Raw genomic sequence first — 20644 nt, forward strand, 5'->3', positions numbered from 1 at the left:
CTGCAACACATTTAAATCCGGCATCATTTCAATAAAGTTAAAACGTCATCTTAGGGCAGTATCCATTAAGGCAATTGAGCGATCAGCAGTATTCATTGTTCCTAATATATACACATTCCGCGGCACACCAAATTCTTTTTGGGAATAGGGCAGTTTTAAATGCATAGATTCTTCAGCACCTATTCGTTTGTTTGGTTCTAATAATGTTATAAGTTCTCCAAATATTTTCGAGATATTTCCACGATTTATTTCATCTATAATAAAGACATAATTATCATTATTCTCTTTTACATCAACTTGCTTCTCTTTTGAATATTTTAGTATTAAATTATTTACGTCACTAGTAGATAATCTAGAAAGCCTGTATATTGTTTGCTGCACTAAGTTCTTTTTACCATTTAATTCATAAATATTTTCATAAATATCTGTTACTAGCCAATTCACCTTAATACTTCTTTTATAATTCTCTTCAGTCTCTAACCATTCAGGTTCTCCTGTAATAATACCGATTGCATCTATATGTTTTTGATCAGCTAAAGAAAATACAAAGTCTCCAATACTCATTTCTTCATAGAAATAATAGAGCGTATCAGAAGGATAATTTCCGTCTTCTAAAAACTCAATACCCTCTGAATCCCACCCAATTCGTATCTGATTTTGATTGAAACATTCAGTCTTTAACCAATTAGAACCACTGCCACCTAATGAAATCTTCCAGACGTTTTTATCTCCTTCTATTTCCTCATCATTAGCAGTTAATGTCAACTGCTGCGCGCTCTCACAAAATTCCTTAAAAATTCCCGATTCAATATTATACTGGATACCATCTTCTTTTGAATCATCCAAAACGGGCTTAATCCCCTCGATAAACTCTTCGTAACCGTATGATTGATGGAATGTAACAAAGCCTATATGTCCTTGTTCTTTATATGTAAGATAACGCTCAAAAACATTTTTATAATCTTCATCGCATACTTCTTTAAGTGTCGTATTTTCTATAATACTTACTGCATAATTCACAGTGTTGTATGTCTTTCCAGTTCCAGGTGGTCCATATAAAATTGTATTAAGTGTATTCATCTCCTGTTCCCCCTTATCTTTTTCTACTTGTGTTTCTGTACCTATAATCAATAGATAATATGGGATTAACTTCTTAATAGCTCTATAAAATATATTCATGATTTCAGGAGAGCTATATTTATTCTCTTCAATTTCCTTTTTAGTTAAAGAATACGAAACTTGGACTTTTTCATAAGTTCCATTTTTTATTTTATCCTTAACTACTTCATGACTTTCCTTTGTCCAAATTTCTCCAGATGGGCTCTTGACTACATAAACTAGCGCATCATCTAATGCCCTACTCAATAGTTGATGATGCTTAGCATAATCTTGTACTGAACTCTGATCTTCATTCAATTCTATACTTAAACGTAATATAGGTTGGTCTTCTGCATCATTTTCAGCAAATATTGAGAGGCTTGATTTACACTCTGCATTACCTGGGCGTTTCATCTGCCTCCATAAATATTTTTTAGTAAGTTGACCAGACGCATCTAACCATGAACATTTACCAAATTTTTTAAATTCAAACTTCTCTCTACATAGGTTTGTGATTTTTTCAAGTTCAGCTGTTGCTTCTTTACCAGCCCTTCTAATCTCTCTAAATTCCTCTTTTCTATCATCCTGAGCTCGTTCTATAGCTTTATACTCTTTACCAGCGTATTGTTCCAAGAAATTAAAAACCACTCTATAATTAAAATCTTCATTTACCGAACTTGATTCATCTAATAAAAAATCCGTAAAATCCTCTTTTACAAATTTATAAATTTCAGACACGGCCTTGTCACCAGAACTTGTAGTAATCGTTAAATTCCCGTCCAAATTGGGCCTTTCTTTAATTCCATTAAACTCATTAAAGTATGAAATTCTTCTATATTTCTCATTATTTTTATCATCCCCACCCGCAACAAGATAGTTATAAATTGATCCATTTGTATTGGCTACACAATGGGAAGAAGCCAATGCACTTGGAACAGTATTTCCTAATAATTCAAAGGCTTTGTTTATAATATCAATTTGTCGAAAATAAATATCTTTAAATTTCAAGTATCCCTTCCTTTGAAAATTCTCAAAAGTTAACACTGCAGTTGCAAGCCAAACTGCTTCTACTTTCTTCACTAAATCAACCCTCTCAGGATAGTCAATTTTATTTCATTAATATCTAACTTAATCTATTCATTTCAATCCAGCGCAAAAGGTAAGGTCGACTGTTTTCAAACCATTGCGAACAGAGGAAATACTTCTTCCCATGAATTCTTATGGGCTTTTTATAGTATCTACTATATCCTCTTGTATCTTGTTTTTGTAGATGTAGATCTTTTGTTTCGTCTACTTCTAATAACATAGGGAAATTTAGATTTAATTGTTGTTTAGAGTATTTCGACGTTTGTAATAGCTGAATTTTTTCTAATGGTACCTGGTTACTAACCAGAATATCTATTAACTCATCTCTTACAATTACTCCTATTTTTCTTTCAACTTTTTCTTCAATTATTGGTAAGTCTCTCTGTTCAGTTGGAGGCTTTATATATGCAATAGTCGATGCACCCTGCTGTACACTTTGTTTTAATGTCTCTTGAATCCGATCTGATAACAATTGACTCTTTTTCATATAGTTAAGGAGGTTTTCCCAATTTGCCCAATGTTCTTCCCATAATTCTTTATCAATAACTTCCTCAAAGTTAATACATATCGGCTTACTCCAAGCCTCATAATTTTCTAGTCTAGCGATAATTAGATCTAAATGACTGACATTGCGGGTTTTAGGGGATAGCGGGGCATTACTTTGGATCCAATCTTTCCAATATTTATTTCCTTTGGATTGATTGCATTTACCACATGAAGGAACCAGGTTATTAATCTCGGATATATACCCAGTCGGCCTTCTCTTATGTATTAAAGGTCTAAAATGATCCCACTCTGAATAAGAGTCTCCACAATATGAGCACCTTATCGAGTCCGTCATACCTAACATACTAAGAACTTCCTTAATTTCTGTTTCAGATGGTTCAATACATGGAATAATTCCATTAACAAAGGCATTCGTAATACTAGAGCTGCGACCAGTGATTTTCACTGGATTAGGCATTTTAAAAAGTGATTTATAGTTTTGTAGGATGTACATAGTATCACCTCATTTGATTAAGTAATAAGTAAAGTTAAAAATCCTATCTAGAATAATTTCAGCTGTTCCCATTCATATTCTTCAAGCTTATCTCTTTTTTGTTTATTTAATTTAGCTTTATTCTTCTCTTCCTCTTTCCACTTTTTCTTTTGTATTTCAGTCTGTTGTTGCTGCCACTTAAATTTTCTTTTAAGAAACCATGGTGCCAACCCATTTGGAAAATGTTTTTTTTCAAAGAGAACTTTATTTTCTTTAGGAGGTAAATTCACATAAATGTTCCAAAAGTCTTGCCGGACGGATATAATTTCATTAGCCATCTCTGCAGGAAACTCTTCTTCATTCTTATTTAATATATCAAGTTTTCTTCTCCAAGACTCTCTTGCTTCATTTTCTTCTAATACTTTTCTTTGTTTTTCTGCCAGTAACCGCTTATTCCTCCTTTGTTTTTCTTGATGGTACTCATAATTACTACGAGCTGCTTCCATAAAGGCTACTACTTCTTCAGAAAAATTAGGAGTAAAAGCTAAGGTTTCATAACTTTTTTTCCATATAGAAAGAGATTGTTCCATATCATTAATCCAGTATCTAAATTCTTGAAAATCAATGAATTCTCTTGCCTTTAGGTCCGCTTGCCAATTTTGTCTAAAGATCGCAGATTCATGGATAAACCGTTGTTCAACTTCCCTTTTTTCTTGGGCAAAGTTCTGTTCTCTCCGCCATTCTTCCTCTTTCTTTCTTATCTCTTCTTTTCTTTTTTCCTCTTCGTCTCGTTTCCTTTGTTCCTCTCTCTCTTTTTGTAACTTTTTTAGTGCCTCTCTTTGTGCAACGCGACTTTCTCTTGCTAATTTAACACTATTAAGTGATTCTTCCATTGTCCCTGGCTTTCTATAATCGATTACATTATCTGCCCTCTTTAACTTTTCTAACATTTCGCTCCTATGTTCTGACCCTGTAAATGAAACTGTATTTCTCTCAGAACTATAGTCTGCTTGCTCTCCAGCGAATTCTGCAGGTAAAACTTCTGTTTCCAATAACAATGGAACAATATATGATTCTTCAATGCGACTAATAAGAAATTTATCTTCTAAAGATTCAATACTTTCACCATCTAGTATCGCTTGTGCACGTTGATATGCACTATCAGGTTCTCGTCGAATTAGAAAAACGTAACCCTCATGATCAACGGCTACAACAGTATGATACAGATCCATTAAAAAATCAAAAGCCTTATTTATCTTTCCTGTTACAAAGAAAGGACGTTCCTCAGTAGGTTCTATATAGGTAAAATCATATTTTTTCTCTTCAGTATTAAACGTACTGATTCTTGTCCCCTCATATCCAGAAATCTCGATTTCTCCTTCAGCTTGTTGCACTTTACGAGGGGGAAAGAAGGAATCAAGTACTAATATCCATGCTGTTGGAACATCTTTTTCATAATAAAAATTGATACGTTTAACTACTTCAGCAATCCTAATTCCAGAAGCTTGAACCTCAATCGCCAATTTTATTTCTTTTTCACCGTTTATTTGATGTAAAACTGCTACATCCGCCCGAGCTCCTTTCTCATTCCCTTTTTGGAAGGATTCCTCCTTAACATGGTAACCTGCATGCATAAACAACCTATATAAATATTTTTTCGTTGACCCATGTGCCAATGATTCAAACGAAAAACACTCATCTCGATTTATATGAAAGAAGTGTGGACTTTTTTTGTCATAACCTCTTTTAAAGGACATTTGTTCTTCGCAAACTGGACAAAATGCCTTATAAGGGGAATTTTTCCCCTGTATTAGCTTACCTTCTGTTTGCTTATCAAGCTTCATGCTGTCTAATTCAATAAATCGTTTCTCAAATGCTATGGTTTCTTTACCACTTGGAAAGACAGACTCCCAGTTATTAAAATAAGGTACATAAGTAAATTGCATGGTTTCTCCTTTCTTCACTGTTAATAATTTTGAAATATTAATTAATGGGAAGAAAAATTACTAATCAAAGTCTAAACTTATCTAATATTGTAATTTTAGCATTTTTTTCAATTATTAGGTATTAATACCCACATTTATTGTTTTTTTTATTGATAGATATAAAAAAACGTCTCTTCGTCATGAAGAAACGTTTTTATTTAAATTAAAAATATAAATCATTGTATAATCAGAAAATCTCCAGTGAAGGATGTTGCCACCTTTATATTAGCGTTAACTTAGGTTATTAGTATATAACCATTTTCAACTTAATCTCAAAGTAAAATGTTTTCACTTCTTACACTCCAACAGCTCAATCAACGCTCTAAATACAGTGGAAGGATTTCTTTGCATACTATCTAATGATTCAGTTGTCTGATGATCTGTTCCCACTAAAGTTACTTCTCTCATTTCCTTATTAATTTGAATTAGGATGTTTTTAATCCTAAACTCTTCTACAACCGTTGCTGTATCTAGGAATTCTGAATCTAATTCAATGGTGATTTTGTCGGAAACCCTTCTGAGCATTCTCCATAAGGTTTTCTCTTCCTTTGATTTCATAAAAAGTTCAGGAAGCTCTTTAGATTCTCTCAAATTACTCAAAGTCGTATGCATATATTCAGCGATGCCATATCCGACAGGTTTAATGATTGGATTGCAATTAATCCAATGTTCAACTTCAAATTGCATGTAATCATCAGCGCCAGTCTTCTCATGATTGATATTCTTAACCCTTCCATAGCAAATGACTCCGTTATGCTCTGTAACCCCATTTTTTACATAAAGGGCGATGTATTTCGTCTCTTGCCACCCACTCTTGAGTTTATGAGTGAGTATACGGTAGCGGCCAGTTTGTCTGCAATTACGATATTCTTCTTGATCTCTTACCAAACCGACAAGTACTTTTTCATCCAAGCTAGAGTTCCACTCTTCAACAGTTCCTCTTGGCACTATTCCTTCCTGTTGAATCTCCTCTGGACTTTTTTCAATCAATCTTTCTACAAACCTTTCAACCAGATCCGTGGCATTCGGTAAAAAAGGCAATCCTCCGATATTTACTTTATCAATACTATTGTAAAAATGGTGGTCCTGGTAAAGCTCTTCGTTAAACCATGGAAAAAGAACATATGCACCAAAAGCTGTTCTTTCATATGGGCCCTCATTGTATGCAACAATGGAGTCTCGATAACGATGCATGGTATTAATGTCATCTTCAAGTGGACCAGGGTACTTATAACGATTTTTATAGTAGCTGCCTTCTTGAGCGTAATCGATCCGATACTTGGCATCAAAGACATAATTGAAGGTAAAATCCTTCCCCTTTTTGGCGATACTGAGCATCGTATCAGGTACTTGCGGGATTGTAGGCAAACTATTTTCTTTCTTTTGGTAAGTCAGAATGATTTGTTCTTTTGTAAAAGGATGCCTATATCTTCTTGTCGCAGAACGATTGGTTTGCAGGTTCACAAATAATCCATCACGGTTCACTTGAATAATGTCCTGACTTACGAGCTCATATTTTTTATCAAGAATTTGCCCAAGCTTTAAGAAGGTCCAGTATTCATATAATGTAGCTACATCTTTAACCGACATTTGATAAAGTTTCCCCTGAAGCATCAAGCCTTTAGAAACGGTCAGATAAATTTGAAAAGCATCTCGATAGCCTGGCGCCATTTGCAGGACTAAACTATGAATGGATCGATCTAATTTTTTTATGCTCTTCCAAAAAGGGTTTTTAAGCTTACCCTCCAATTGCTTAATCATCTCGATGATCTTATCTAAGAGATCACTATCAGGCTCTACTTCCCATCTTGAACTTCTATTATTCAATGTCTCCAGCAAATCATAGAGCTTATGAGTTAATCGCTGCATCATCCATTTTACATAGCGATTTTCCGAGGTATCAAAGGTTAATTCCTTTTTTACACGAAGACCTTCTGTTGGCATGACAGTTAGATTATGAACTTTAAGACCGTTTTTAACCTCTGCAAAGAGATGACCTCTTTTTTGCAGATAGTTCCTACTCTTGGTATCTAGCTTAGTTAACTGGTCTCCCCGAACCTTTTCATACGTTTTTTGAAGAAGATGATGTGGCTGTCGTTCAATATGGTTAACAGCCTGCAAAAACTGATCAAAATGCTTGCTAATTAAGCGGTAAAATTCACTTCTTGAAGGCTTGCCTTCTAGTTTTACCTTGGCCCCTAAGTAGGTTTTTCGAATAAAATGAAAGGCAAGATTATAGATCTCATCATTAACTTCTTCTAATAGCTTTTTATAATCATTTTTGTAATCAAGCTTAGCTGGAAAGACCTCTAAAGTTACGTCTAATATCTTTTTATTACCATCTCGAATTTCAAAGGTAGTTAATCCAACTTCATTCTGAAACTGCAGATTTCCCATTAACATATAGGTATTGGCGATATCCACCCGCGCAACAGATTGCCTTAATCCTGGGTGTTCATGATAAAAAGTTAACTCTCTGCCTGCTTTAGGCATTACGATAACCTGATATACACCATTTTCAAAAAAGATCGGCCGTAATTGAGTGGATTCCTGCAGCAGCTGTGTTTCAATATTATAGATTAGAATTCGATCTATTTGATCTCCGTTCACTTCAAATTGCATGACATCAAGATAATCCATGTCACGATACTGCTTTAACCCTTCATACCTGCCATGATAAGGCTTTCCCTTAATAACAAGAGAGAAATCCTCTGTTTCTATCTTGACTAACTCAACTTCATCACGAGATCCAGAAGGATGTAAAGCCATCTGCTCTTAACCTCCTAAGCATCTCCACCACTTTTAGAGCACTCTTAGGATACAGAACATTTTGCTCGTCTACTCGCGACTCCTCAACATCCTGATACTCAGTGTTTGTAAAAATGACATATAACTCCCTTAGCAGCTGATCAATTCTTGAGTCACTTCCTGATAGTCGAGGCAGGATTTTCTGAAGGATACAATGGTCAAATGCTTTCTTAAAACTCATTAACTCTCCTTCTTTGTTATAGGCAAGATAGAAACATATCTCATCCCTAACTCTATAACCAATATGAGCATTAATCAGTTGAAGTGAACGATTGATTTTTACTAGCTCACCAGTAACCTGTTCAATGATCTTTGGGTCAACTAGGTAGAGATCCTTCAAATGCAGGTACTTTGAAGACAACTGCCTTTGACCGATTTCTACTGGATCTACATCCTGAAGATCCTGCAGAAAAGTTAAATTATCTAATTCAACCCGATTAAACTCTATCGTGTTGGCTCGGTCTAACACCTTCTTACTAAATGGATGTGTCGTTTCATCCATATTAACCGTTCCGATTACATATAGATTATTAGGAAGCGCAATATCTTCTTTTGCTACCTCTTTCAATAACAATGTAGAAGAAACAACCTTCCCATCCTCCCACCTTCTGCTTTCCATCACGCTGAGAATATCACTAAAATAATATTCAACTCGCGCCAAATTCATCTCATCCAACAGAACAAAGTACGGTAAATCAGGATGGTCTATAGCTGCTTTAATCGCTTTTGTTAAAGGGCCCTCTTTAAACTCTCCTTTGATATCTACATATCCCAATAAGTCAGACCCGTCACTCCAATCAGGCCGAACAGGGATCAACGTAAACTGCCCATTAGTCTCATTCGCTCCAAGACTCTCAGCAAACCATTGCACCATTTTTGTTTTCCCGGTACCAGAGATCCCTGACAGGATGACAAAAGGTTTTGTCTTTAATGATAAAAATAAGTTGATAACTTCTTCTTTTGGGTAGTAGAAGCCTTTGCTCTTTATGTATGAGTAAATGTGTTCAATTAAATGTATTGATGGTAAGTATGTTTTCTCTCTTTCCACTACTTTTTCTTTTTCAACGTTTGGGGTATAAGGTATTCTAGCATTATTAATTGAAATGTAATTCTCATAAATATGTATCATTTCCTGTAAATCACTAATGATTACACTTTCCTCTGGGAGTTGGTCTGCAGCATAATGGATGTAAACAGCAGTTGATAAAGCATAATCCCTCGCCTTTTTACTATCTCCAAGAAAAATATGCTCATCTTTCTTTACCTTGCTAGACGCTGGAATAGACTTTCTAATCTGCGCATTAATTCTTAACATTTCTTCCTTCGAAGTTTCGGTAACTCCTTGAGCCAATGTAAGATATACACTCTCCATATCCTCACTAAACAAATAAACAATATAATAACCGCGTTGAGTAGAAGTGGTTATTTTACGATTCATAATCGCTATCCAAGGAACAGAAGCCCAATTACCTTGTCCAACAGATCCAGTCACCACATAATTAGAAGGATCAGTAAAAGGGAGATTATTAATCTCAGCAGTGACCTCGTTTCGTACAAAAGATCCTAGTGGATGCCCTCCGAAGGGTTCTCTTTTTGCTGGGAGGTATTGATTCATTATTCTATTTAATTTATCTCTAAAGTTACTAGACATGACTATGCTCCTTTTTCCTCCATAGGTCATTACCTAGAATTTATAACCACATGAAAAGATGCAATTCGTTATCATTTCCTTTTAGTAAAGCTATTCCTTTCCTTAATATCAATAAACCGTTTATTGATACAAGGGGATTCTGTGAATAGAAAATCTCAGATAAAAGTCAAAGTCACCTTAAATTATAATAGATTAGTATTATGGTTCTTATGACAAACTAGCTAATATCGTCAAAACACATTATTTTTTACAATATTTTCAATATCCTCTAGAACTTCAGTTATTTCATTTTCTGAAATATTTAATTTTCCTGAATAGCTTTTAATTATATAATTTAGATTTGAAGGAGTTAATAAGTCAGAATTATACATATATATAAAGAGATTAGAGACTAATTTATCAGCCCTTAACATCATAACTTTTTCATAGTCGTTCCATAACACTTGCTTCCAAGGAATTTTATTTAATTCTAAAACAGAATGATTCATTTTCTTAAGAATTGTGCCAAAATCTTCATCAGTTTTATTATGAATTTCAATTACACTATTCACAAAGGGTTGTAATCCTATTGGTCTAAATAGAAGACAACCACCTGTATTATTGTTTCTATATTCAGAGCTAGCGTTCTCTGAATTATTTTCGAGATAAGTATTCATTACATTTAGTTTTTCAGCAAAGGCATTCCAAAAATCGTCACAATAACTTATAAACTGTTTCACCACCTGAGTCTCAGGTCTTCTTCTTAAATATTCACTGTGGTATTTAATCCTTGCTCTCTTTAAGTAACTCTTAAGCAAAAACAAATTACACTTATATAGTGTCTCAATTGAGGTAAATGCAGTTTTATTTTTATCAGAAATTGCCTTTGTTTTATCAAGACTAGTTCTTCTACCATAAAATAACCTATGGTTTTCTACTAAATTTCTAGTACTTATAGCAACCACATCATCCTCATCAAGTGCAATAATTTCACTCATCGTTACAGGCTTAGCATACCTATTCAAGGTACTAAAAAGTCTTCTAGTTCTTTCCATACCTTCATTACTTTTCCTGTGACTAATAATTATGACAGGGATTTCTTCGGTAATTAACTCTTTATTTTTCTCTAATGCACTTTTTATTCCTTCAATTCGATGTTGTCCATCAACAGGAAATATTTTTTCTTCACCGTTAAATTCTAACAATCCCATTGATGTATATCTTTTTTCCCCGTAATCAAAGTCGACTTCAATCCATTTGGGATCACCATCATATAAAGCTAAAACCACTGAATTAAAAAAGCGTTCATTATTTTCTAATAAATATTTTTTAATACTTAAATAATTATTTGTAATCGTTCTCTGGATCATATCTGATAGTGTTTTCGACTTGTGTAACTCATCACCAATTCTTAAGACATGTTTGTCTACCTGGTCAAAAGTTAATAGTGTTATGTAATAATTCCAGTCACCCATTTTTCCATTTATTGCTGGTATCCTCATAAAATTTCACTTCCTAACTAAAAGCTTTTTTAGCTTTTCTTAATGTTACATCTTTAATTTCTGAGCAAAAAGGGGGTTGAACTGATTGAATTAATCGCCTTTCTACTTCATCAATAACTTTATTATCATCTAAAACAGTATAGAATATTGAAAGCTTATCCCACCAATTTTCCCTCATAAGTACAATTTTAGGTCTTTTCTCTTCCTTTAAGTATTCCCTGCATCTTTTTTTTAAATTCTGAGTACTAGATATATGAGCCCTTCCTATATACATAATTTGTCCAGTTAAGGAAGGCAATAGATGATGTTTTGCACAGAAAATATATATCCCACCTTTTTTAGGAAGTTTCTCCATGTCTTTATGCAATTTTCCTGGCTCAGACATAAATTTAACCTCATCCCATTGTAGTTTTGAGAAATCTACAATATTACATTCTTGAAAAATATCAGGACAGACGTATACATTTTTAATAGCATATTTTTGTATCAAATGACCTAGTTCGAGATAATCCATTTTCCTTACTCCTTATATATATATATATAAATATTACCATTTTTATATTTAAATGTTAATGTAGGTTAGTATTATTTTTTAATTTTACTAACTTAATTGATGTTTATTTCATTAGTTAGTAATAAGTTTGATTATTAGATTTGAAAAGATTTTGGAATGAAGGTTACAAATTTTTCATTTGAATTTTAATTAAGCCGTGTAAAATTCTTGAACCCCGTATGGAAAAGGAAATATGCATAAGACAAAAATCTTATAGATCGATAATCTAAGAAACAAAAAAGATGGCCAATACTAATACCATCTTTTTTATTTTACTATTTATTTTTAATAATCTGGGTTACATCATAAATACCACTACTTGATATAAATGGAACTTGTGCATAAATCAAATTAGCTTCTCCAGATAGCCTAGCTACTAAATGTCCTTTTCCTAATAAATTCTCAGCACCTTTTTCACCTAATGCAATCTCAGATGTACCTGAACTTCCAACTTTCAATATAAGTCTATTACCTAAATTATCTCTTAGTTGCATTGGTAACGCATCTTTATCTGGTCTTTGTGCAGCGAATATTAGATGAATTCCTGCTGCCCTTGCTTTTACCCCTAACCTTTGGACTGTTGCAGATACAGTACTCTTATACTCATCAATTAACATCCAATCTGCAAACTCATCATGAATAAGAAAAATAAAAGGTAATTTAGACTCTTCAGGGACTTTTTCGTTGTATTCTTTTAGGTTTGGTACTTTATATTCTCTAAACCTCAAATATCTATTTTCCATCTCATCTACAAGTTCTTCTAAAATCTCTGATGCTCGTTGCTGATCTATAACTATGCCTTCACTTAAATGAGGGAGTTCTTCAAGATTCTGATAATCAACTCCGTATTTCGGATCAATCAAGTATATCTTGGCTGTTTCAACTGAGTTTGTGGCACATATATCAAGTATTAATGTTTGGATTAATACCGATTTACCACTACCTGTTTCACCTGCAATTAGCGTGTGAGGGGCGTGTTGTTCTAGGCCACCAAATGGTCCACCTAGATTTAAATAGAGCAACTCTCCATCTACTTCTTTTACACCCATAACAAAATTTAAATTGGTATCTTGTACAACATTTTTCAATTTTCTATTATTCCAAACATTCGCTAATGATATAGTTTCTCGTTCTGGTCTTTCTACAAACACAACTATTTCACCGGGCTGAGGTAGTACATTAATTATGTTCAGAGCGTGTGTGGTTAAGAGTTGGGATTTCTTTTTTTCAAAATCCTCTACTCTTAAACGATCAGAGCCTTTCAACTTAATAATAGCAGCATTTGGTGTTAATCTAGATTCTAAAACCTTCCCTTGAAGGTTATATGTGGCCAATGCTGATTTTAAAGAATTAACAACGCTAGTTAGCCATTCTTGATCCGCTAAACTATGACTTTCTTCGTTGACATTATTAACAATCCACCCCTGAAGGCTATTACTGCTTTCTCCGCTATCCTCTTTCCGTATAACACTTGGTTTACTAGGTTGTTGTTCTTCTTCTGTGTTACTAGAATTACTGTCTTCTTTACCTTTAGTTGTATCATTATTCTGATTACTAGTTATACGCTCAGTGTCATCTTGTGTTTCATTAAACTGATTTTGTTCAGAATTCTGATTATCAGTAGGTAATGAAGGACTGAATTTTTTCCATGTTACTTCAGTTGAAAATTGTGATCTTACTGTATATAACGGTTTCTTTTCTAAGAGTGATAGGATTAGTCCTCTTACAGACTCCCTTGAATATACTTCTTGGTAACAGTTCTCTATATCAGTTATTTTTACTTGCTCACTCTCTATAGAATCTGTGCCATCACTTGTTGGTACAAAAACATGTGAATATCCTTTTATTTCTATTTCTACTTTACCCGTTCTAATCAATTCTCTCCATTTTTCAATAGAAATTGTAGAGTTTTGCATAAAAATCGTACCCTCGACAAGTAAATCACTAATTTTGGACAACCATAAGTCTCTATCAAGACGAATAGGCACACCGAATAATGCCTCATTTATTCTTAAAACTGTATCAATAAGTTGTTTTTTTGAGGTTTTCTTGGAATTCGATAGATTTTTTATATCTACAAACTTAGCCTCAGTAACCAACAGTTTTAAGTAGTATTTCCCATCCTTCTCAAATGGACTAAGAGCAAGTATATCGGCAATCTGTTCTTCTTTTTTACCTAACCAACTTGCATAATCATCAAGGAAATACCAGCCTATGCTTCCTTCTTCTTCGGCTTCTTCCTTTGTAATTAACTTACTAAGGACTACTCCCATTAACTCACTAGCATAACGTCCTATTTTTGCCGCTCTTAATACAATATCACCTGATAACTCATTGGCTTCATTAATAAAATAATCAGTTAACCAATCGATATCTTCGTCATTAATACCTAAATTTAAAGCCTTAAATTTTCTTTTTAATATTATTTTTAAGAGTTTAAGAGATGTTGTTGTGGAAACAACTAAGTTAGGGCCGTTAGTCTTATTATGTTGATATTTTATAACATTGACGCCTTGGCTTTTTAAAAGTCTTCTATCTAGTAACTCATCATAATTTGCTACCCATTCGCCGAGCTTATGAGATTCTTCAAATACATTTTTGGTCTCACTGTTTTGGAAGGTAATTTGCCTTGCTGGTAAGAAGTACTCCTCTGTTTCTTCATCCACACTTTCAGATATACTTCTAATAAAACCTAAATACTGCCATCCCTCAGTTAACTGACTAGGGCATACCAGATAAGTAGTTGATTTTAACTCATCTTTTGCCGATGGGCGACGTCGCGACCATCTAGCTGGAAATAACTCTAAATTGCTCGGATTATAAGTTGTTTCTACCTTAGTCCACTCAAAATTTGATTGTCTTGATATTACATCCTGTAAAAACACTATATCGTAAGGTTTTCCTTCTTCTTTTTCTGAAACAGATGATTGATGTGCCATTACTCCAATACGGAGCTTAGCCATAAAGTCATTAGTAACTTCACTTGCAACAAACATATCTGGATCTGAATCAGATCCTTCGACCATCTTTGAATATATCTGGTTTAATTTATTTGTATCTCTATGTCTTAGTACCACTTGACATCTAATATTGTCATTTTTACTGTTTAACTTCGAGATAGAGTCCACAATTGACAGTGGTAATCTTGTAGAATCGGAATTGTATAAAACAACACCTAAGTTAGCACCTTCATGTGGCTGCAACTCAAGATAACGTTCTAATAAACCAGTTAACTTTTCACTAGCATCTCTTGGATCTTCGTTTGTTTCCTGATCAGTTACCTTTACAATTGGCATCTCCATTAAGCTATAATCATAAAGAGAATCTGTAAGGGATAGTAATTCAGGAATGTCATCCCCATTAAAACCTAAGCAAGTCTCTGGGTAATAAGAATGCTCAATATCATTAATTAGTTCATTAAAGAAAAGCTTTGAATCTCCAAAGTCTATTTCTTCCGATGATAGTAAGTACACAATAATATTGTTGATTTGTTGCATTTTCGTCGCAAGGGCAGACATCCTAAAAGGATTCCAAGGAGGTATAATTGCTAAAGGTTTCGTGTCTCTTACCTCTACGACACCTATTTTAATAATTGGATACCAAAGATTAATTCGGTTTATATCTCCTCTTGCATATTTGGCGACTTTACTTAATAGTTCCCCATATAATATAGACTGTTGAGTGTGTGACTCATTTATTAAGCCTCCTTCTACCCAGTGATCGAGAGCATTATTGTACTCTTTAGAAAACTTCTCCCAAGAGGTTAGTATTTCTTGATAACCCGCTTCATTTACTCTCCCCTCAGCCCTAGAACTTTCTAATTCCTGAAGGAACTGCTTTGATATATCTTTATCTACCTCATATACTCCTACAAGAGAACCTCTATCTTGCCTATATACTGCCTGTAAGGTATAGATATCGTTGAGCGATATTCCTTGTAATTTCCCTTTTTTACTTATTGGGTTTTTTGCTACACTTGTATGTTGAAAAGGATTTTCCTTTAGTCTTCTCAAATCATTAAATAGCTCCATCCCAATTGCATTTGTTGCACCTTCCCAAACCAATTGAACTTTACAGTCTTGCTCTATACCATGTTCATCTTGATAGAATAGTTCAAAGTAAAATTTTATTTGCCTTGAACCTTTTGATACGGAGTTATTTGGCTTAAAAGGGCTTCCCTTCGCTTTTGCTCTTTTCTTTTCCTCTTCTATAAATTTATCGTATTCGAAAAGATAACAAGTATCCCATTCTATTAAAGGTTTTGTTAATTTCTCTAATCCCTTATATCTAGTACAAAAATACAAGCCTAAATCGGTATTTAAATTTAGCCAAGCACTTCTTGAATCCCTCTTTTGGGTTTTGATTTTAATTATCTTTTTCCCACTTGATGCTTCTGATTGTGCAAAAAGCCTTTCTATTACTTGCATAAATCCGACTAAGAAGTCATTACACTCTATAGGCTTTCCATAAATAAACTTGTCCCATTTTGCCTTTAATTTCTTATTGTTTTCTATTTGATATCTTTGCTTTTCATAGAATGCTAAATCTTCCTCATTTGGTTCCCTTGCTTTTCTCTTATTCAATAGCTCTAGGTAGCTCTCATCTTCTTCAGTAATTAAATCGGAATACTCATCCTCTAGGAATTCTTTAGTTTCCTCAGCTAAAGTTGTTTTTTTGGAGATTTTTATGCCTGAGAAAAAAGTACCAATATGGTCTTGCTCCCATTCATAGTTTGCTAATACCTTAGATTCATCATTCCAACCGGTCTTAGAGTCTATGAACTTTAATATGGCAGGATGTATATCTTCCGGAATATATTCTTTAGCATCTTCAAACGAATTTTTAAGTTGATCATTTTCTATTACATCTCTAGAAGGGGTTAACTTATGAAGAAAATAACTTCTCTTTTCTTTTAATTCTTTAAATGCTGCTGCCCACTTATTTTTATAAGTTAACCGATTGTCAGGGATACTATAGAAACAACCGGAATCTCTAGGGATTTTTAAAGCAGGTAATGCCCATCCTAACGCTTCGATAAGAGAAGTCCCATCTTTATCTATACTTTCTCTAGTAATAACAATAAACTTACTAAACATTTCTAAGCTACAATCGTTAATACTAAGTAATCCTGTTAAGGCTTTTCCCCATATATTTAGTAACCTATCGCTTCCGTTTATAGAAGGTAAATCTTTCGATACAACTTTTATCCAAAGATTAGTATTTGCTTTTAAATCATTAGCTCCTATAGTATAAATATTCCTTAACGATTGGCCTTGATCGTCGTTATTATTTGCCAACAGGAGTACTGGTTTATCGGTATGGGTATGTCGTAACCTAGTCGTTCTTTCCCTAGTAATAATACTATCAGGTAAATCGTTACCAACCGCTAGTTCTACCGGTATTTTTATATCAATTATATCTTTAAGATAGATATCATTTAAGATTTCTTTACATATCACGGATACCTGCGGACCGGACAGTCTATCCAATAAAAATCTAGCAGTTCCATCGGAAGATTCATTTTCTATATTAGATTTTAAGTATTCAACGGCTACTTTTCCAATTAACTCTAAATGATTCATCATACACCATCCTTTGCAAAAGGATTCTCAACATATGCACAAGCATCAGACAACCTTCTTAGTAACCCCATACTAGAAAGCCTTTGTTCTAACCTTTGTGAATTATCCGAGAATGCTTCTTGATCAGCTTGTCCAGAATTAATAACCTCTGTTGCCTCTTTATCGCCAATGACAAATCCATACTTTTCAAAAAGCCTTTTCAGAAAGTCTTGAAACTCCATTCTTTCAGGTACATTGGCTAATACTAAAGTCTTTAAGAGACTGTCAGTTGGTGCATATCTGATTCGTTGACTATTTCTGCTTGAAGAGAATCCTATTTCTCTTCCCCATACCCTATGGAAGTTGTTAACGTGCTGTTTATGTCTTGCAATTGCTTTGTCCACTAACTCTTCTACCAATGAGTCAATATTTTCTGATAATAAATCATCACTATTTGATGGCCATAAGAAATGTCTATTTAATAATTTTTGCGCTTCAAAAAATGGATCAGGAAAACTTTGTAAGTTTTTCCATTCCACTGTTTCTTTAATACTTCTTATATAATGCTCTAAAGCTTGTCTAGAAAGGTTATTATTGTTAATATATGAATCTGATGCGAGATCCCTAATAATTGTTTTTTTAGGTGCCAAGATCTCTAAAATAAACTGAGTTTTATTGCTCTGATTAAGGACATCTTTTGATCTATTAAGAAAATAAATAATCATGTGTAGGCCCGTAATATTTACTATATGTGGTATAGTATCGTATGCTGGTATCTTATTATTAAATATATTTATCCAATCGTCAGCCATATTAGTGTACTCTTGTAAATATTCATAAGGTAGGTAGGATCCTGTTGAATCTCTTGCCACTTCTGCTTTTCCATAATTCGGCTGCAATAGTTGGGCTAATCTGTTATAAATAGACTTTGAATTGATTATATTTGGTTCAAGAAAGCTCAGAAGCTCTTCCCCTTTGGTTGAGCGGGAAAGCATTAAGTATAACAACTCACCAGTTCTTCCAAAGAACCTTCTATCATTTTGAACTTTATTCCCATTCACTCTTAAATCTTCATATAAGCACTCTTTGCCATAGGGAAAGATAAATTGAGAACTCCATCTTTTATTATTTTCTCCTTCAATAGTATTACTTTGAAGAAATTTAACTGTTTCGTAGAACTTGTCAAAAGTGTCAAAGTTTTCCTTTAAGTAAGACAGATTCGGGTAATCACTTCCACCGAAATTCTGCTCCGCCAATTTTAACCAATCATTCCAAGCTTTTTGTTCATCATTGGTTGCTTGATAGTCCCGATATACAATTTCCATAAAAGGATTATTAAAAAGTATATTTCTTAAATAAAGCCTAGTATATGGGCTATATGCTAACGTATTATACTGTTGTTCCTTAAACGCTCTTTCTCTTTCGCACTCTGAGTTTAATACTCCCATGAATTCCATTAAACAAAGCCACGGTGTTTGTTCATCGTATAATCTATGACCCCAAATTGCTTCATCTACCCAAAAATCTGACTTTATATTGTTTGATGTTCGTGGAAGAGTTTTTAGCATTAGAACACCTCCAAAGTCTTATGCTCAACTATACCTTTATCATTTACTTTTAATAGTTTAAGGGAAGTTTGAGCCTCTTCAAGTTCACCATCTGCTATTCTTCTATCATCTAATTTTTTTAATAATCTACTCTTAAATGCTAATATATCCTCATAGCATTCTCTTGAAAAACTACCGGGTAATGCTCCTTCGGCCACTCTAGATATAAATTCATATCTTACTAATTGTAAGTTAAGTCGTACAGGTTCTAGGTCACTCGCAAAACTCACAGTTAAGTTTAATCTTTGATTGTCTTCTCCCATATCAAACTTGATATATTCACCTCTTTTTGGAGAAACTGAAACCATTTCCTCCAAAACCCTACTAATCTTGGCTTGAGAGTAATTGCCGGAAGTAGATAAGATTAATTGATCATTATTTTGCACCAATAAACCAGTGGTAATTCTATTTAAACCTCTTACTAATCTAGTAAGGTATTGAGGCTTCACTCTTTGATTTTCTTTTAAGACTCGATAAACTTGGTCTAAAAATTCTCCTGCATATTGAAATGTTGTTAAATTCCACAGGTTTAATCTATCTACTAGCTTCTCAGGAATTACGAAAAATAACCTTTGCCGTTGAGATTTTAACATTTCTAGAAAATTATCTTTGTCTTCAACATCGCCTTCTAAGTAGGCTTTTTTCTCAGAAATAAAGACATTATCAGCTCCGTATTGTTTATCTAATAGAACAAGTTGTTCATAAAGCTCATAGTATTCCTGATCATCTTCTCCGAATATCAATACATTATCTACGAGCGTATTCGTTTCTGAACCTATACCGAATTTATTCAGTGTCACAAATATATCTGTCGAGTTTCTCTTTCTCTCCGACAGGTTTTCTCCGAATATATTGCGGTAAATACTAGCTAAGTAAGTTGTATTGTTTTCATTTATTTTTGAGATATCACTACACTTTAATAATTTATCCCTTGCATTTGGGTGACCTAGTAACATATTTGAAACTAATAGTAGTAATTGCCTAAGTGGCATATGTATTTCATTAATTTCACATAGAGTTAATAAGTCTACTAACCTCTTCGTTATTAAACTATTTTCTTCTTCTAATCTCTTCTTGTTTTCAATTATCGGACATAAAGTTTCATTTGAATTATTAAGTGGACAGTTGTTACATTCTTCCCATCCGGGATTATTTAATACTTTTTTAATTATCTTAGGCAGGAGGTTTGCTGAATTAGTTTTACTTAGATTGTATAATTTTATTAAGAAGCCCGTTTGCTCCTTTTTCCCTTCTACTAAGAGGTCTTCGATACACTTCTTTGTATCTATAACATTATACGTTGGTTGTTTTATCATCTTCCACGTTTCAAGCAGTTGTCCATCATTAGCAGCTACTAAAAATACTGTATTATTTTCTAACCCCATAATAGAGTCAGCCATTGTGGACAGAATTTCCCGTTCGTCTTCCAATAACTCACTTAAATCTTTTATAAATATCATTTTATAATCATTTACCATTAACTCTTCTATCTTATTATTTTCCGCCCACTTAGCTTCGGACCCACCAAGTTTTTTCCAAATTTCACGACAGTAATAGGTTTTGCCGTCTCCCGCTGTACCAGTCAATATCACAGAATAAGGATTTACACTTTTAAAGTTTTCAACCAGTTCTTCAAGATATTCCATATCAATTTTGATTGGTGTAACTTTCTTTTTCCTCAAAATCGACTGTATAGTTTCATCATACATATTGTCATTTTGAGGAATAGGACCATATTGTCTTAAAAAGTTTACCCAATTCGACCTTATTGCGCTCATCTTTTTAATCCCTTCCTTTTCACGTTACAAATTTTCCCTAATCTAATTATACTTTAA

The 20644-nt window shown here is 33.6% G+C and carries 10 protein-coding genes; all 10 read right to left on the reverse strand.

Annotated elements, in window-relative coordinates:
- Window positions 1–45: 45 nt before the first annotated feature.
- The gene (locus F7732_RS23095) at window positions 46–2178 is read right to left on the reverse strand and encodes an AAA family ATPase (RefSeq protein ID WP_240056652.1); all 2133 of its coding nucleotides are present in this window, start codon (window positions 2176–2178) and stop codon (window positions 46–48) included.
- A gap of 43 nt (window positions 2179–2221) precedes the next feature.
- The gene (locus F7732_RS15645; protein ID WP_151574950.1) at window positions 2222–3184 is read right to left on the reverse strand and encodes an HNH endonuclease; all 963 of its coding nucleotides are present in this window, start codon (window positions 3182–3184) and stop codon (window positions 2222–2224) included.
- Between the two features lie 47 nt (window positions 3185–3231).
- On the reverse strand, window positions 3232–5109 hold the full coding sequence (locus tag F7732_RS22870) for a competence protein CoiA family protein (protein ID WP_192913044.1): 1878 nt from the start codon (window positions 5107–5109) through the stop codon (window positions 3232–3234).
- Window positions 5110–5436: 327 nt separating this feature from the next.
- Window positions 5437–7917, reverse strand: coding sequence for a restriction endonuclease-like protein (locus tag F7732_RS15655; RefSeq protein WP_151574951.1), 2481 nt, complete (start codon window positions 7915–7917; stop codon window positions 5437–5439).
- Window positions 7889–9607, reverse strand: a complete 1719-nt coding sequence (locus tag F7732_RS15660; RefSeq protein WP_151574952.1) for an MrcB family domain-containing protein — start codon at window positions 9605–9607, stop codon at window positions 7889–7891. Before F7732_RS15660 ends, F7732_RS15655 begins: the two co-directional genes overlap by 29 nt.
- Before the next feature lie 230 nt (window positions 9608–9837).
- Window positions 9838–11088: a DNA sulfur modification protein DndB gene (locus tag F7732_RS15665; protein ID WP_151574953.1), complete on the reverse strand. Its 1251-nt coding sequence runs from the start codon at window positions 11086–11088 to the stop codon at window positions 9838–9840.
- Between the two features lie 13 nt (window positions 11089–11101).
- Window positions 11102–11602 (reverse strand): GIY-YIG nuclease family protein, encoded by a 501-nt coding sequence (locus tag F7732_RS15670; protein ID WP_151574954.1) that lies wholly within the window; start codon window positions 11600–11602, stop codon window positions 11102–11104.
- Window positions 11603–11916: 314 nt separating this feature from the next.
- Window positions 11917–17223 carry an FtsK/SpoIIIE domain-containing protein gene (locus tag F7732_RS15675; RefSeq protein WP_151574955.1) on the reverse strand — a complete coding sequence of 1769 codons (5307 nt, stop codon included), beginning with the start codon at window positions 17221–17223 and terminating at the stop codon, window positions 11917–11919.
- Window positions 17223–18770, reverse strand: a complete 1548-nt coding sequence (locus tag F7732_RS15680) for a methylation-associated defense system protein MAD7 family protein (protein WP_151574956.1) — start codon at window positions 18768–18770, stop codon at window positions 17223–17225. The genes F7732_RS15675 and F7732_RS15680 overlap by 1 nt, the downstream gene beginning before the upstream one ends.
- Window positions 18770–20587, reverse strand: a complete 1818-nt coding sequence (locus tag F7732_RS15685) for a hypothetical protein (protein WP_151574957.1) — start codon at window positions 20585–20587, stop codon at window positions 18770–18772. The genes F7732_RS15680 and F7732_RS15685 overlap by 1 nt, the downstream gene beginning before the upstream one ends.
- Window positions 20588–20644 lie beyond the last annotated feature (57 nt).

Origin of the sequence: Bacillus mesophilum (assembly GCF_008923265.1) — a bacterium.
Classification (GTDB): Bacteria; Bacillota; Bacilli; order Bacillales; family Cytobacillaceae; genus Cytobacillus; species Cytobacillus mesophilum.